Annotated in this window: 13 protein-coding genes; 5 read left to right on the top strand and 8 right to left on the bottom strand. The window is 39.6% G+C overall.

The window, feature by feature from the left end:
• The first annotated feature begins 69 nt into the window (after window positions 1-69).
• Both CWB62_RS04920 and CWB62_RS04915 read left to right on the top strand, forming a co-directional pair.
• Entirely contained in the window at window positions 70-1,902 is a 1,833-nt protein-coding gene (locus tag CWB62_RS04920) for a DUF885 domain-containing protein (protein ID WP_006793198.1), read from the top strand.
• 114 nt (window positions 1,903-2,016) lie between these two features.
• Window positions 2,017-2,685 (top strand): hypothetical protein, encoded by a 669-nt coding sequence (locus CWB62_RS04915; protein ID WP_008132407.1) that lies wholly within the window; start codon window positions 2,017-2,019, stop codon window positions 2,683-2,685.
• 135 nt (window positions 2,686-2,820) lie between these two features.
• On the opposite strand, the gene CWB62_RS04910 is transcribed toward CWB62_RS04915, so the two are convergent.
• The gene (locus CWB62_RS04910; RefSeq protein ID WP_138529114.1) at window positions 2,821-3,537 is read right to left on the bottom strand and encodes an SIMPL domain-containing protein; all 717 of its coding nucleotides are present in this window, start codon (window positions 3,535-3,537) and stop codon (window positions 2,821-2,823) included.
• A gap of 113 nt (window positions 3,538-3,650) precedes the next feature.
• On the opposite strand from CWB62_RS04910, the gene CWB62_RS04905 reads away from it, so the two are divergent.
• Window positions 3,651-6,320, top strand: coding sequence for a bifunctional acetate--CoA ligase family protein/GNAT family N-acetyltransferase (locus CWB62_RS04905; protein WP_138529116.1), 2,670 nt, complete (start codon window positions 3,651-3,653; stop codon window positions 6,318-6,320).
• 123 nt (window positions 6,321-6,443) lie between these two features.
• Here CWB62_RS04905 and CWB62_RS04900 read toward each other — a convergent pair whose 3' ends face one another.
• From CWB62_RS04900 to CWB62_RS04890, 3 genes are read right to left on the bottom strand one after another with little or no spacing between them, the layout of a single operon-like run.
• Window positions 6,444-10,970, bottom strand: coding sequence for an EAL domain-containing protein (locus tag CWB62_RS04900; protein ID WP_138529117.1), 4,527 nt, complete (start codon window positions 10,968-10,970; stop codon window positions 6,444-6,446).
• Window positions 10,971-10,995: 25 nt separating this feature from the next.
• The gene (locus tag CWB62_RS04895) at window positions 10,996-11,397 is read right to left on the bottom strand and encodes a GNAT family N-acetyltransferase (RefSeq protein ID WP_039038277.1); all 402 of its coding nucleotides are present in this window, start codon (window positions 11,395-11,397) and stop codon (window positions 10,996-10,998) included.
• Window position 11,398: 1 nt separating this feature from the next.
• The gene (locus tag CWB62_RS04890) at window positions 11,399-11,602 is read right to left on the bottom strand and encodes a DUF3283 family protein (protein ID WP_006793205.1); all 204 of its coding nucleotides are present in this window, start codon (window positions 11,600-11,602) and stop codon (window positions 11,399-11,401) included.
• 124 nt (window positions 11,603-11,726) lie between these two features.
• Here CWB62_RS04890 and CWB62_RS04885 point away from each other — a divergent pair, with 124 nt between their 5' ends.
• Window positions 11,727-12,425: a transporter substrate-binding domain-containing protein gene (locus CWB62_RS04885; protein WP_138529119.1), complete on the top strand. Its 699-nt coding sequence runs from the start codon at window positions 11,727-11,729 to the stop codon at window positions 12,423-12,425.
• Here the strand turns inward: CWB62_RS04885 and CWB62_RS04880 are convergent.
• The 4 genes from CWB62_RS04880 to zntR all read right to left on the bottom strand — a co-directional run bounded on the left by CWB62_RS04880 (window position 12,422) and on the right by zntR (window position 15,597).
• A complete protein-coding gene (locus CWB62_RS04880; RefSeq protein WP_138529121.1) occupies window positions 12,422-12,667 on the bottom strand; it encodes a DUF1289 domain-containing protein in 246 nt (81 codons plus the stop codon). The two genes, CWB62_RS04885 and CWB62_RS04880, sit on opposite strands and share 4 nt — an antisense overlap.
• A 103-nt stretch (window positions 12,668-12,770) precedes the next feature.
• On the bottom strand, window positions 12,771-13,907 hold the full coding sequence (locus tag CWB62_RS04875) for a 1-acyl-sn-glycerol-3-phosphate acyltransferase (RefSeq protein WP_033019396.1): 1,137 nt from the start codon (window positions 13,905-13,907) through the stop codon (window positions 12,771-12,773).
• A gap of 159 nt (window positions 13,908-14,066) precedes the next feature.
• A complete protein-coding gene (locus CWB62_RS04870; protein ID WP_138529122.1) occupies window positions 14,067-15,200 on the bottom strand; it encodes an SO_0444 family Cu/Zn efflux transporter in 1,134 nt (377 codons plus the stop codon).
• Window positions 15,187-15,597: a Zn(2+)-responsive transcriptional regulator gene (gene zntR, locus CWB62_RS04865; protein WP_138529124.1), complete on the bottom strand. Its 411-nt coding sequence runs from the start codon at window positions 15,595-15,597 to the stop codon at window positions 15,187-15,189. Before zntR ends, CWB62_RS04870 begins: the two co-directional genes overlap by 14 nt.
• Window positions 15,598-15,699: 102 nt before the next feature.
• Here zntR and CWB62_RS04860 point away from each other — a divergent pair, with 102 nt between their 5' ends.
• Window positions 15,700-16,644, top strand: coding sequence for a D-2-hydroxyacid dehydrogenase (locus CWB62_RS04860; protein ID WP_138529126.1), 945 nt, complete (start codon window positions 15,700-15,702; stop codon window positions 16,642-16,644).
• Window positions 16,645-16,703: the final 59 nt, after the last annotated feature.

Raw genomic sequence — 16,703 nt, 5'->3', positions numbered from 1 at the left:
CGTCATGTAAAGCGAATACATGAAAAATTAAAATACCCTAATGGGTTTCTAACAACAAAAGGGAAAACAATGCGTAAACTTACCTTTATTGCAGCAGCTGTGAGTGTTGCACTCCTTGCTGGTTGCCAACAAGCACCACAACAATCTGTAACCACTCCAATTGTACAAGCGCAACCTGTACAAAGCGAAATTGACAAAGCCAATGCGTTTTTTGAAGATACCTTTAACCGTGATGTGATGAGCAGCCCGGTTTACCAAACTTACATGGGTATTAAAAAAGATTACGATAAGTGGGATGACGGCAGCGAAGAGCAAAAACTCAAAGACCTCGCTGAAACTAAAGCCGACTTAGTTGCCCTAAACGCGATTAACCGCGACCTGCTAGACGATGCAACTAAAGTAAGCTACGACTTAAAAAAACAAGACTTAGAAAGCTCAATTGCTGACTTTAAATGGCGTTACCACAACTACCCTGTAAACCAAATGTTTGGTACACACTCTATGGTGCCTGCTTTTTTAATAAACCAACATTCAATTAGTAATGTTAAAGAAGCAAAAGACTACATTTCGCGTTTAAATGGGGTGCCTACGGTATTTGACCAATTAGTAACTGACTTAGAAACACGAGCAGATAAAGGCATTATTGCACCTAAGTTTGTGTTTCCACATGTTATTGATTCAAGCAAAAACATTATTCAAGGTGCACCATTTGAAAAAGGTGACGATTCAACACTTTTAGCAGACTTTAAACGTAAAGTAACGGCACTTGAAATCAGCCAAGACGAAAAAGATGCACTTATTAACGAAGCAACTGACGCGTTAAAATCGGCAGTTAAACCAGCTTACTCAAAGCTTATTAACTACCTAGCACAACTTGAAAAACGTGCTGACGACCGTGATGGTGCTTGGAAATTACCTGAAGGTAATACCTTTTACAATAATGCACTTAAACGCACAACCACCACTGATTTAACGGCAAAAGAAATTCATGCAATTGGCCTGTCTGAAGTAAGCCGTATACATGACGAAATGCGTGAAATTAAAGATAAAGTAGGCTTTAAGGGCGACCTAAAAGCGTTTATGCAGTTTATGAAAACTGATAAGCAATTTTACTACCCAAATACAGCAGAGGGTAAACAACGCTACCTTGACGAAGCAACAGCTATGATCGACACAATGAAAGTGCGTCTTGATGAGCTATTTATTGTGAAGCCAAAAGCCGACCTTAAAGTAAAAGCAGTTGAAGCTTTCCGTGAAAAAGCGGCGGGTAAAGCATTTTACCAACAGCCTGCGCCAGATGGTTCACGCCCAGGTATTTACTACGCAAACCTTTATGACATGGAAGCGATGCCAACGTACCAAATGGAAGCACTGGCTTACCATGAAGGTATTCCGGGTCACCACATGCAAATAGCTATTTCGCAAGAACTAGAAGGTGTGCCTAAGTTCCGTAAGTTTGGCGGCTACACAGCCTACATTGAAGGTTGGGGTTTATACTCTGAGCTTGTACCTAAAGAAATGGGTATGTACTCAGACCCATACTCAGACTTTGGTCGTCTTTCTATGGAATTATGGCGCGCGTGCCGTTTAGTGGTTGATACTGGTATTCACGCAATGAAGTGGACTCGCCAAGAAGGGATTGATTACTACGTGAATAACACCCCTAATGCCACTTCTGACGGCGTTAAAATGGTTGAACGTCACATTGTAATGCCTTCGCAAGCAACGGCTTACAAAGTAGGTATGTTGAAAATTTTAGAACTACGTGAAGACGCTAAAAAGCAACTTGGCGACAAGTTTGATATTCGTCAGTTCCACGATGTAGTGCTAAAAAATGGCCCTGTGCCACTAAACGTACTAGAAAACTTTGTAAATGAATGGGTAGCAAGCAAAAAAGCTTAATCCCAATTTATAAAGCTAACTAAAAGGTCGCTTATGCGACCTTTTTTGTATTTTGTACCATTTGGCAATAATAGGTTAAGCTAAACAAAAAGGTATTTAAAAGGCGCAAAAATTATGGAGTTATGCATACAGTTACTTAACGCACGTATTTCAAAGCATCAATTAAATGAACTTGATAATGATTTTAAGCAGTTAAGTCCAGCCCAACAAACACAGCAGCTTAATCATCTGTACGAAAGCGCTTTGCGTATGAGTATTAAGTACGATTTTATGCAAAATGTAGCAACACGTATTTTAGCAAGCAATACCCCACCTGCACCTTTTATCAATCAGTTAACAACCACAGATGCCTTGACGTTTTTTACTCCGGCGCTTAGAGAAAATAAGGGCTTCTTGGCACAAGATACCCAAGGCAATAATGTGTTACACACTGTATTTAAACACGCTAATGCCCAAAAGCTGGCATTTAACTATATACGCTCATTAATGTTATTTGAATCTAACGATGACTTAGTAAAAGCGCTTGCCCAACCCAATGCTCGTGGCCTAACACCTGTTGCTTGTTATATTGCGTATGCAAATAAACCAAGCACGCCGGTTAAGCATGAATTTTCGGCACTGTTAGCCTTGATGGAAATAGAACAAAAACAGAACCCAACAGCTAAACAGCAGTTGGCAAATATATTAAAAGGAACAGATCTTAACGAAACCAGTATTTTACTTAGTGCTGCTTACCTGCAACGTTCAACCGCGCAAGTTGCACATTTAGTTAAAGCGGTTTAGGACGTGAGAACCTTGATAGATTAAGCGTTGGCCAATCGAGTAACTATTTTACCAAGGTACCAAATTTGTAACCTAATGAGTTACATAAATACTAAACACACCGCTATAAATTTAACCTAGAATAATAAATAGATCCTAGTCGTTTAAGTAGTATTCAACAGTGGTTACGACTCTTACGTTTTTTATTTGTGGTGTATTTGAATCGCGATTAGTAATACTAAACTGCCCTTGGCGAGCTGTTTTTATTTTTCCTAGTTTTGAATTGGAATCCCTAGCAAACTTGTTAGCTACTTCGCGGGCTTTTTCAGTTGCTTGTTGAACCATGGCCGGTTTCACATCGTTTAGCCCTGTAAAAATATACTCAACACGTGTTTCGTAACTATCTTGTACTATGGCAATATTTTGTTTAGCTAATTGGCTTACTTTGCTCAGCGCATTTTGCACCTTGTCTACAGCGCTAGAATAAACGGTCATATTTGAACGAACAATGTACCTAAATTGCTGGTTTTCATTGCCGTACTCGCGCGCCTGTTTATCAACAATAGATTGGCTACCAAGTGATATTTCGGCGTCATCAAAACCATGCAGTTTTAAAAATGCGATCACGGCAGCGTTTTTTTTCTCAACCCTATTTACCAACTTTTCAAGGTCGTTATCTGCATCGCTAAATTGCAAAGGCCATATAACAGTATCGGCAATCACCTCTTGCTCTGCTAATCCTTTAACTTGAACTGTGCGCTCCATTTCTTTTACGTTTAGTGCTGCTCTTTTTAAAATAAACCCTAAGCTAATTAAGCCTAGGCTTAAAAAAATAGCCGCCAGCACAGTGTGAAAACCAGGTGTTTTAATCACAGTACACTCCTTGATTGATATCAATAATACGTATCTATAAACTCGAAATAACCTGTTAAACAGGGTACATTGAGACAATGTATAACGCAAAATTTAAAAGCTAAGGAAACGCAATGAGCCTAAAGCGAATTAGTCAGTTTTTTAACCCAAGCTCAGTGGCAGTAATAGGCGCGTCAAATAATGCCTCTCGTGCCGGTTTTGTCGTTATGCGTAATTTGTTACAAGGCGGCTTTAAAGGACCAATCATGCCTGTAACGCCAAGCTATAGCGCTGTTCATGGCGTACTTGCATACCCGTGTATTAATGATCTACCTAAAGTGCCTGACCTTGCCGTTATTTGTACCAATAAAAATACCCTGTTCGACATTATTAGCCAACTAGGCGAGCTGGGCTGTAAAAGCGCTATTATCATTGCCGATGGCTTAACGAACGATCAAAAAAGTGCGCTAAAAGCATGCGCCCATAAACACAACGTTACTTTATTAGGCCCTAATAGCTTGGGGCTATTAATTCCCCACATTGGGTTAAATGCCAGCTTTTCTCATACAGTGGCAAGCCCAGGTAAAATTGCCTTTGTGTCTCAATCTGCAGCAGTTTGTTCAACCATATTAGATTGGGCTAAAAATAAGGATATTGGCTTTTCGTACTTTGTTTCTGTGGGAGGGTGTTTAGATATTGATTTTGATGAGCTGCTCGACTTTTTAGGTCGTGATTCAAAAACTAAAGCTATTTTACTTTATATTGATAATATTGAAGACATCCGTGGCTTTATTTCGGCCGCAAGAGCGGCTGCATTTAGTAAACCTGTTATTGCCATAAAAACTGGAAAGACAAATGCTGGCGCTCTTGCGGCAGAGATCCATTCCGGTGGAAAACAAAGCTCTGATGCCGTATACGATGCCTTATTTCAACGTGCGGGTATGCTGCGCGTTAACGACCTACGAGAGCTATTTGCTGCAACACAAACGCTCGCCATGCACCCAAAATTATTGCAAGTTGAACAGCTCACTATTTTAACAAATGGAGGAGGCCCGGGTGTTATGGCGGTCGATGAGCTAATTCAACGATCTGGGAAATTAGCGGCGCTTAGTAGTGAAACACGCAGTGCGCTTAATCACGTTATTCCCCGCTCGGAAGCAACCTCCAACCCGATTGATATTTTTGGTGACTCGGCACCAGCGCGTTACAAACAAGCATTAGAAATATTATTGCATGCAAAAGAAGTAAAAAACTTATTGATAATACACACCCCATCGGCACTGGCTCCAAGTGAAGACTACGCCAATGTAATTGTTCAAGCGCTGCAAACGTTGCCCAAAATGGCTCGCCCTTATGTGTTTACCAACTTTATGGGTGAAGATGCTTCATTCGCAGCCAGAAAAATATGCGCTAATAATGCAATTCCTACTTATCGAACACCTGAAGGCGCTGTCGGTGCGTTTATGCACTTGGTATCGTATCGTCGAAACCAAAAACATTTAACGCAAACGCCAGAGTCGAACACCGACGATGCAAAAATAAACAAAGCTGCTGCCACAACGTTAATAACTGAATATTTAGATGAGGAACAAACCTATCTACCCACTCACAATGCAAGCCAAGTACTAAGCCACTATGGTGTTGAATGTATTGAAACTAAAGTGGCGTACACACCCACTGAGGCAAAAGAGCAAGCAATAGAGCTTGGTTTTCCCGTTGCGCTTAAGCTTATAAGCCCAAGTATTGCTTCTAAGTCTGAAGTCGGCGGCGTGGTTTTAAATCTCAACGATGCCAATGAAGTTGAGCAAACCGCATTTGCGATGCTTATTCGTATTAAAAACACTTATCCGGATGCGACGATTGATGGGTTTTCACTCCAAAAAATGGCACCGCGTGCAGGTGCAAACGAGCTGCGGATTGCAATTAAAACAGAGCCTAATTTTGGCCCCGTTATTTTACTTGGTGAGGCAGGTACAGGGCTTGAGTACGCTCAAGCGGCAGTAGCCCTCCCTCCCCTTAATATGAACTTGGCTAAATATTTAATTGCTGCCGCACATGATAAAGGCGTATTAAAAGATCGCATTTTACCTGAAAAGGTCGACAAATATCGTTTATGTGCGTTGCTCACGCGTATTTCACAGCTCGTTGTGGATCAACCCGATATTAGCGCAATGGAACTTAACCCAATACTTGCAAGTAACGGGCAATTTTTAGTACTTGATGCCACCATAACGCTAAATCGATATCAGTCAAAAAGTAACCGCAAACGGTTATGTATTCGCCCCTACCCTATAGATCTTGTAGAAATAGTAACGCTAAAAAATAATACTCAAGCAACGCTTAGGCCAATAAAACCTGAAGATGAACAAGCCCACAAGGCATTTGATCAATCACTCAATAAAGAAGATCGTTACAAACGCTTTTTTGGCGAGTTACCTCAATTTAACCACGATCAACTCGCTAAAATGACTCAAATTGATTACGACCGAGAAATGGCGTTTATTGTTTGCCAACGCTTAGAGGGAAAAACACGTACCTTAGGGGTGTCGCGTGTGATTATGGATCCCGACAACGTGCATGCTGAGTTTGCTATTGTGGTTCGTTCTGACTGCCAGGGCTTAGGGCTAGGTCGAATTTTAATGAATGCTGCAATTAACCATTGTAAACGCCAAGGCGTTGAATGGATTGAAGGTATAACACTACCAGAAAACACAGGTATGATTGAACTTGCCCGCAAGTTGGGCTTTAAAGTAAGCCGCGATTTTGAAGAAGGCAGCATTAACATGGTGCTCAACACAAAATAAACTCAGCCCAATAACTTACGTTATGTTCAGAGCGCCTAAAACCAGTAAGGCGCTATAATATTGCAACTTAACGTGCACTGTGCTCAAAAGGACTAGTAACACCATTTTGATATTTATGACCGCTTATCTATGATCCGCATGTAGGTTACTACCAAAAATACCTTGCCAGTCACGTACTATGAGCGCTGGTACATCTTCACTTGGAACAGGCTTACTAAATAAATAGCCCTGAAAATGCTTGCACCCTAACGCGGTTAAAAACAGAAGCTGCTGCTGGCTTTCAACTCCCTCAGCCACACACTCTTTGCCTAAACTGTGTGCCAATGTGAGTGTTGATTCAATAATTGCCTCATCATCAGAATCAATACCGATGTCTTGCACAAAACTTCGATCAATCTTAAGCACATCTATAGGAAAACGCTTTAAATAAGTCAGCGATGCATAGCCGGTACCAAAGTCGTCCATATAGAGTTTACAGCCTAACTCTTTTAACTTTTTCATACTTTGCAGTGCAAGGTTTGAGTCACGCATTAAAATAGATTCTGTTATTTCAAATACAATAGCCTCTGATGGCACGTTAGCATTAATAAGCGCTTTTTTAATCTCTGGCACAAGCTCTATAAATTCAAAATCTAATGCCGATAAGTTAATCGATAAATACAAATCAGGAGATGCTTTTCGCCATTCGTTAAGCTCATTCAATGCTCTGCCAAAGGTTTGTAGCATTATTTTAGTTATTAAACCAACACCTTCAGCCGCCAACGAAAACTCCTGTGTTTGGATTCGTTTATTTTCAGGCCAGCGAAGTAATACTTCAAAGCCTTCAGTTTGATGTGTGTGAGCATTTATAATAGGTTGGTAGTAATTACAAAACTCATGCTCTTGATAGGCTTTTGTTAACTGTGATTCTAAATGAAGGGCTTTTTGAACATGCTGATTCATTTCTTGTTTGTAAAATTGATAATTACTTTCAAGCGCACCTTTGGCATGATAGAGCGCAATGTTTGCCGCCTTCAGTAAGGCACCACTTTGTGTTGCATCATCAGGAGAAATAGCAACACCAATGCTTAAATTAATATTCACTACTTGGTCGTTAATACTTATATTTTGATTCACGCAATCCATAAGTTTGGTACAAATAAGTAATACCTCTTCTATTTGGTGAATATCTTCAACCAGAACCACGAATTCATCACCACCAAATCGTGCAATACTGTCTGATGTACGTAGTGAGCATTTTAATCGCTCTGCAACTTTTTTAATAAGTTCATCGGCAACTTCGTGGCCTAATGAATCATTAAAATATTTAAAGCGCTTAATATTAATATGTAAAAGCGCAGCTTTGCATAAGTGCTTTTGGGCTTGCTCAAGGGCATGCTCAACCCTATCATTAAACAACGTACGATTTGGTAAGCCGGTTAACACATCAAAGTTAGCGAGTTGGTGCAGTTCACTCTCTGCCAGTTTTTGTGCGTGTATATCAGTTAAAATAATCACGTAGCTGCTTAAGCGTTGTTCTGTATCAGCAACCGCACTTATTTTAACTAGCACATGGCGCGACTCTCCATTGTGAAGGCGTACCATATCTTCACAAGAAAAATGCTCCCCTTCTGAGAGCTTTTTCATAATACGTAAGTAATCAACACGGCTTTTAGGCGACATACCTAAGTTTAACGCCCTGCTTGAAATGGGCTCTGCAGCAAAGTTAAAAGCGGTTTGAAGTGATTTATTAGAGGCACGAACATTAAAGTTTTTATCGAGAATAAAAACCCAATCACGAGTTTGTTCAAAAGCAGCAGTAAATAAGCGTGCGTGCTCTTCAAATACCATTTCACGGGTCATGTTAGTGTATGTACCCGCTACTTTTTGAGGTGTTTTCTCATCCCACTCAACCACTTTGCCAAAGTCTTTATACCAACGCCAATAGCCTTTGGCATGGCGTACACGGTATGTGCAGTTAAAGTAGCCTTTATCGGTCGACAAAAACTCTAACCACTCTAAACGAAATAGTTGTTTTTCTTGCGGATGTATTTTAGCCAAGTATTCATCAAGGCTTACAGTATCGTGTTTATAACCCAGTTCATTACTTAAACGAGGCTGATAAATACTTGGGTTACTTGACTGCCAATCCCATACGCCAGACTCACTGCCTTCAAGGGCAAGCTTTAAACGCGACTCACTGTCTTTACTTTCTTTATGCGCAGCCAATAAGATACGTTGAATTTTATTACGTCGCCTGACCCACATGGCAATAAAAAATAAAAATAAAGCGCCGTATAACACCATAAAATAAGGCGCACGCCAAAGTGGGTATTTAACCTTTATTTTTAATGTAGCTGGCTTGGTAAAAATTCCCGTTAAGGGGTCTTTAGCCCAAACTTTTAATGTATAACTACCTGGGTTTAACTTAGGAAATAGTACTCGGTTGTTATTTCTTGCGTAGGTTTTTTGCCCGTTATCAAGCTGGTACTCATAGATAATACGTTCTTGATTACTAAAAGCCATTGCAGAAAAAGCCACTTCAAGACCAATGTCATCGTGGTTTAAAACGACTTCATTCAGAGGTTGCCTTAAATCGCGAGATAACTCTCGAGACATTAAATTTACCCGCGTTATATTTACATGCTCTATAAGCGGCTTATAACTTTGGTTTTCCATTGGATGAAAATACGTTATTCCTTTTAACCCCCCATATACAATGCGGCCATCGTTAAGCTGCGCCATTGCTGAGCTATTAAATTCAGCCGATAAAAGCCCCTCGGCTGTACTAAACTGCTGAAAGTGGAGCGTTTCTGGATTTAAACGCCAAATACCTTTATGGCTACTCATCCAAATCATACCGTCGTCGTCAAGCACCATACTATAAAGTAATGTACCTAGTTTATTCTTATCAAGATCAATAGTATGAAGGTGTTCATACGTTGATGAATCAATACCAATTAAGCCAAAGTTAGAAAGAGAGATCCACAACACGTTGTTATTATCAATTACGTATGAAAGCACACTAATTGCAACGTTTTCATGTTGTTTGGGTACTTTATAAATCATTTCTAACGCTAAGTTGTTAGGGTTTAATTGATATAAAATACCGGCATTAAAAAAGAGTGGCCAGTCAGGTTTATTTGGTAAAGCGGGTAAAAAACCATGCGCTAAAAAAGGGTTAAATTGTGCCAATTCACCGCCCAATCGTGTCACAATTTTGGTGTCTATATTATAAACAAACGCGCCATGGTCACGATGCATAAAATATAAATCGCCATTTGGCATTAAAGCAACACCGTGTACCCACCCTGAGATATGATCTTGGTTTGCCACATTTTTTGTTTTAGGTTCAGTGACTTGATACGTATTTGGATCAAAAATATACAAGCCTCGATTTGTATTAAGCCAAAGCATATTTTTATAGGGCATAATTTGCCAAACACTAAACTCGCGTGTGTAAGCGTCAGCTTTATAATCTTTTAAATATACTTTGCTGGTATTGGTTTTTAAATCAACCTCAGTTAAGCCATTATTGGTTGCAAGCCAGAGCTTTTCGTTAAATTCGGTTATTCCCCATATTGAATGGTGAGATAAACCTGCGCCACCCAGCACACTGCCATCAACATTGTTAAAATGATACGTATCTTTTGATAGATAAAAGGCACCATCACTTTTTGTGGCCACCCATACGCCACCAGACTTATCTTTGGCCATATCAATAATGCTGGTGTCGGCTAAGGTATACTTACTCTGTGTAATTCGTGTGTTTTTTATCAATTCACCGGTATTTAAATCAAATTTAAATAGCCCTTTATCTGTAGCTAGATCTATTTCACCTTGGTTGTAATCTATCTTCCACACATTAAGGTCGGCCAGTAATACCTTATTTTTAAAGGCAATATCAGGACGCTCAAACATGCTTGGCAAATCGCTAATATCAACCTGATACATCCCCTTTACGGCCCCCACTAATAACTGGCCATTTTCTCCCAACGCAAACGACTTCACGTTGTTTTGATAAATATGATCAGCTTCGCCCTTTAAATGCTGCAGTGGACGGGTTAAATTATTTGCAATATCATAAACATAGGCGCCATGAGAGGTCGCTATAAAAATGTAACCGTTATAATGAAACAAGCTTCTTACTAATGTATTTTTGTATTCTTTAGGCAGCTCAAAAACAGATTCAATCACACCGCTTTGAATATCGAGCTTCGCAAAATCTCGATCTCGTCCAATCCATAGTGTTTTTGAATCAGCCGCTAGCATGGTAAATACTGATTGATTAAAAATTTGCTCTTCGTTGCTTGGAGGACTTAAAAATTGCTTGTAAGTATCTGTGGCTGGATCATATCTAAAAAGACCCTCGAGTAATGAGGCAATCCAAATATAACCGTCTACGTCTTGGTATATTCTGTCAATAATTGCTTCTTCTAGCTCTCCATTTGGGCCATTAATCGGGGTTACTTGATACCCATCGTAACGGTTTAATCCCCCTTCGGTAGAAAGCCACAAATACCCGTTATTATCGATAAGTATGGTATTAACGTAACTTTGTGATAGGCCTTCACTGGGTGATAAACGCTTAACTTGTGCACCAGCCTGGCAACTCACTATAGTTATTAAAACTAAGCAGCAACTTAAAATCCAATTAACGCCCTTACTCATGGTCATTCCATATGGTTTTTTATTTTTATGGGTACTCTAGTGCGACAATATTACGGTGCTTATACATATCAAAAAGTACGTGTAGATCAGCAGTATATGTTAACACTTGGTTAAAACCAATACTGAGGTATAAATCGACTATGTTTTTAAATGCAAAGGTATAAACATGCATGTGTTGATGCTTCAAAAGATCAGTTATTAATTGCTTTGCTAGCCCTTTTGAGCGGTGTTCTTTAGCAACATAAACCGTGGATAAAAACAAAAAATTGTATTTATGTTGCACCCTACATGCAGCCACTATTTGCTCATCTAAGTATATAACCCATACTTGATCTTGCTTATTAGCGCGCCCGCTAGCCCCATGTAGTTTGTAAAATTTATTTACTAAGGGTGTTTTTACTTTATCTAATAATTGGGTGGTATACATTTTAACTAAGCATTAGTGCCAAATATTGCTCAAATTTTTGTTTTAATACCGTTTGCTCTGCTACTGGACGGCTATGGATTGTATTATAAACTTGCTCGCGTGTTTTTTTATTACGCTTAATTTGGTATGCCCAAAATGAGGCTTCATAGTCGAGCTGGATTTGGTACTTATCTTCACGTGGTAATAAACATAGGTTAAAACTCACAGGATTTCCTCATTCTTTATATGGCTTAGGGTGTAATACATAGCTTGCAGTGCTGGGCAAAAAGCAAGCACCTTGCTATTATACGCCTCTTATTAATTTATCTCAGCAGTAATTGGAAATGATAATGCAAAGACGCTGTAGTATGTTGTTTCTATTAATTAGTTTAATATTTAGCGCAGCCAGTTATAGCAACCAAAACACGCTCACATTTAACCGCCCTGATAACGTACCGCAAGCAAATTATGTTCTTGAGCTTCTTACACTCGCCTACAAGGACATAGGCTACGAAATACACCTTATCGATTTTAATCCCCAAAATGCTCTTCGCGCTGCTAATAATGGCACACTAGACGGACAGTTGGGTCGAGACAACAGTATAGAGGTAGATTTTCCTAATTTGCTGCCTGTTAACTACCCATTGTTCAAGTTTAAATTAATACTGTATAAAAACTGCCAGCAAAGCATATTAAACCGGCTCGATAACGTCGCTATTTTAGCTGATTGCCCCATACAAGCACAGTACATAAAAAATACGCAATTTGATGGTAATGTAATTGAAGTAAAAAATATAAGTACGCAACTAAACCTGCTTACTCAAGAAAAAGTAAAAGGTATATTGCTACTCGATTTTGCATCTGACAGTCTACCAATCCAGCATCCTGATGTTTGCTACCAAAAAGAGACACTACGTGTAACACCTGTTTATCATTACTTAAACAAACAAAATGCGCACCTAATTGAAGGCTTAGAAGCGGCACTCAATAAACTTCATAACAATGGCACGGCTTATGCGCTTAAAGCTAAGTACAATATGTATGATTAAAAATCGAATCCGTGCTGCTTTGTCGTGTTAGTTGCACTTTCAACTTGCTGTTTTTTGAGAAGATATCGCTTGTAGCGCTGCTGACATAGGCTCAAAACTTTTTTCTTTTGTGCATTGGTTAAAGAGTTCCATAAAAATCGCTCGTCACGACTACGGTAACACCCTTTGCAATACCCTCTATTGTTAACTAAGCAAATACTTTTACAAGGACTTGGAATATCAAATATTTCAATTTGTTGCATAGCATACACCGCTTAGTTAAGGTCATACTTGCAGTATAGCGTTATTTTTAAACAAAAAAAAAGTAGCAATACTATTGCTACTTTTTACTTTATTTACTTAATGCTAAAGCGATTCAGGGCTTTTAACATTTATTTGTGCTTTACGATGAAATGGTTTTGCATACATAGCCAATACAAGTGGCTTAAGCTCTTCAGGTACCTGCGCAATACGTTGTTCAAATGTTGCCGTATCTGGAGAGTTAATTACCGACTCTTTACAACCACCAGCAATATAATTGCCTGGATGTAAGTAAAATGAATCTATTATTTGCTGGTCAATAGTGTTAGCAAGTTCCTCAGCGCTATCGCATTGTGACTCAATAGGCTGCCCAAAAGCTAAATGAACATGGCCCTTTGCCGTACTAAAGCCTTCAACAATGCTTAAAATATCTTCACCCACCGACTTAACATATTCACCATGTTGTTGCTTATGATAAAGCTCTTTAGCTTTTGCTATAGCACATGGCTCATATTGATAAGAAATAGACACAGGCACAACTTTTAACTCTTTAATGTATTCACCAAACTCTTTCTTTTGCTTACGGCCATTAAGTTGCAACATTTTTAGTAATGCAGGATCGGTTTGATCAAAGCCATCTTTAGCGCGCCCTTCTTTTTGTGCAATCCAAATGGAGTGCCCGCCCATTAGTGAGTCATAAATATACGATGACAATTGCGTAAGGGCTTTTAGCATTTCTTTAGGGGCTTTAGCTGAGCGCTTAACAATAAAGCTTTTATTTAAACGCATCAGCTCTGTTATGTAGGGTATTTGCAGTAAATTATCGCCAATAGCTATTCGTACCGTTTTCATTTTATGTTGGTATAACCCCCAGTTAACAAGCGCAGGATCAAGCACTATATCGCGGTGGTTAGAAACAAATAAATAAGCTTGATTAGGATCTAATTTATCTAAACCTGAAAAGGTGACTTTTGACGTGGTGCGTTTTATAAGTTTATCTAAATACGTAGCAACTTCATTTTGAACATCTTCAACGCTCGTTACTTTTCCCCACTTTTTGCGTAGTTGGCTTCTTACCAATGGGCGGGCAATAAATGGCACTGCGGATAGAAAGCGCGGTAGGTTATACTTAGCAATGACATCTATAAATGCATCATCACTCATTAAACGCGCTAATGATGCGTTAACCTCATTGTCGTTGTAAGGTCTTATGTCTGCGTACTTGTCTTCTAATTCACTCATTACTGCATCTATAAAGTTAAAAAACGGCACGTAAAATACGTGCCGTTTGCATTATTGGTTCGAGTATAACTCAGGCAAACTAAAATGCGAACTAAGTCAGACTATTGCAATTTAATACACACTAATAAGCAAGCTTAAAAGTACTTATATAACAATAAATTAAGAAATGCTCTTACCAGTTACCTTTCGCTTTGCCTGTAGTGCTATGACAAGCAAACGCAGAATAAGTGCGATTAAAATTACACCACAAACAAAGCTTAGCCAATGGGGTAATACTTGATGCTCTTCACCTAGTAGGGGGGAAACAACGAAGCCAAACTCCGTTACTAAATAATCCGTTAAAAAACCAAAAATCAATGCAACCCCAATAACCCCTATGAGATAGGCGAATACAGCACGCTTACCAAGCTCATTAGCAACCACACCTAACGTAGCAATATTTGTTGCCGGCCCTGCGAGCATAAACACTAACACCGCTCCCGGCGATACTCCACTCAATAACAAGCCTGCGGCAATAGGCGTAGATGCAGTGGCACAAATATACATGGGTATACTGATCAAAATCACCACCAGCATAGCCAGAATCCCACTGCCCCACTGTGTTAAAAATGATTCTGGAACATAAGTTTGTACCAATGCGGCAAAGAATAAACCAATCATTAACCAGACCATGGTATCTGATAGTAGTTTATTGCAGCTAAAACTTATCGCTCGTCGTATCTTCTGCGATTGACTTTGCAATGCCTTGTTTGGTTTATCACAGCAACTGGTTTTGACTTCTGGCTCCGCCGTTTTAGACGCACAGCAACTGATTTTGACTTCTGGCTCCGCCGTTTTAGACGCACAGCAACTGATTTTTGTTTGCGCATCTGCCGTTGGCTTTGTCTGCTGCCTATCAGTATCTCGCCCCACTAACACACCTGCAACAATAGCACTGCAAATCGCAGCTATGGGACGAATAATAGCCATAAACGGACCTAATAACGCATACGACACAGACACAGAATCAACCCCCGTTTCAGGCGTCGATACTAAAAACGCTGTAGTCGCACTTTTTGAAGCTCCTGCGCGTCTTAAGCCTATTGCAGCAGGTATAACACCACATGAACACAACGGCATCGGTGCTCCAATTAAAGCCGCTTTCACTGTGGTCAAAAAGCCTTCTTTACCCAAATGTTTATTTAAAAAATTGGCCGGTAAATACACATTTAATAACCCAGCAATCAACAAACCCAGCATTAACCAAGGGGCAGATACTAAAAACAACTGCCAAAAATTATTAAATAAGTCCATCGATGTCCTCCAAGGTTGTTAATATTGAACAGTTATCAGCGGGCTCTTGTCCGCCACAGCACTTATCAGCAAGTACCGATAGCGATTGATGAAAACGTGTTAGCTCAGCAATGCGCTCTGCAACTAGATCACGCTTTTGTATCGTTAAATCTTTCACTTCATGGCACGAATGCTGGTGCTTTTTAAATTTTATTTGCAGTAACTCTTTGATCTCTAACAAGCTAAAACCAACATTTTTAGCACGTAAAATAAACTTCATTTGCTTCAGTGATGCCTCACCATAATCACGATAACCGGCTTCTGTTCGAGTTAATGGCGTTAACAAATTATGTTTTTCATAGTATCTTAGGGTATCTGTTGAGACACCTAACTGATTTGCAAACTCACCTATTTTCATTTGTTTCTCCAATGAGTGTATTCTCAACTGATGCCAACTATAAACCTTAGAGTACACACCAAGGTCAAGTATTAAAATTATTTTACTTAATTAGGATACATCATGAAAATTACCGTTCTCGATAACGCTACATTAGCAAATACATCTCTTGCCTGCATAGAGCAGTTGGGAAGCCTTACGACCTATGACCTTACCAGTCCAGAGCAAGTTATTGAGCACAGCAAAGAAGCTGACGTTTTAATTACTAATAAAGTGGTGTTAAATCGCGAAACAATTAGCCGGCTAAAAAATCTAAAACTAATATGTGTAAGCGCCACGGGCACTAATAATGTCGATTTAGAAGCCGCTAAAGAGCTTGGCATCGCAGTGACAAATGTTGCTGGTTACTCTACACCTTCAGTTGTTCAACACACCTTTTCTTTAATAACAAACCTACTTGGAAATACTCATCGTTATCAAGCTGATTGCCAACAAGGAGCATGGCAAAAAAGTGAGATGTTTTGTCGTCTTGATTACAGCTTTAATGATTTACAAGGTAAAACACTCACCATTATCGGCGGCGGCACGCTAGGGCAAGCCGTTGCAAAAGTAGCTGACGCATTTGGTGCTAATGTAGTTATGTCTGAGCGCAAAGGCGCAGCATGTCGTGATGGCCGAACGCCTTTTGATGAAGCTATTAAAACAGCCGATATAATTAGTGTTCATTGCCCACTAACAGACGATACCCGAGACCTAATCACGCTCAACGAATTTAATATGATGAAGCCCAACTGCCTTATTATTAACACAGCACGTGGCGGTATAATTAATGAGGCCGATTTAACAACGGCACTTGAGCAAAACATTATTGCTGGCGCAGGGGTCGATGTATTAACGAAAGAGCCCGCAGAACATTCAAATCCGCTAGCCAATTATAAAGGGGACAACCTATTACTCACACCCCATATTGCGTGGGCAAGCACTGAGTCAATCGTACGATTAGTTAAAGAAGTAAGTTTAAATATAAAAGCGTTCAAGCAAGGAGAATCTCGTAGCCGCTTAGTTTAGAACTTGTCTTAGCCAAGTAACCTGAGCTCTGAATAGTAAATAACTTAATCAGCGCTTAG

It is taken from the genome of Pseudoalteromonas sp. S408, from assembly GCF_005886645.1.
Classification (GTDB): Bacteria; Pseudomonadota; Gammaproteobacteria; order Enterobacterales; family Alteromonadaceae; genus Pseudoalteromonas.
Note: the sequence above shows the minus strand (reverse complement) of the source record. Positions and strands in the feature narration are given on the sequence as shown.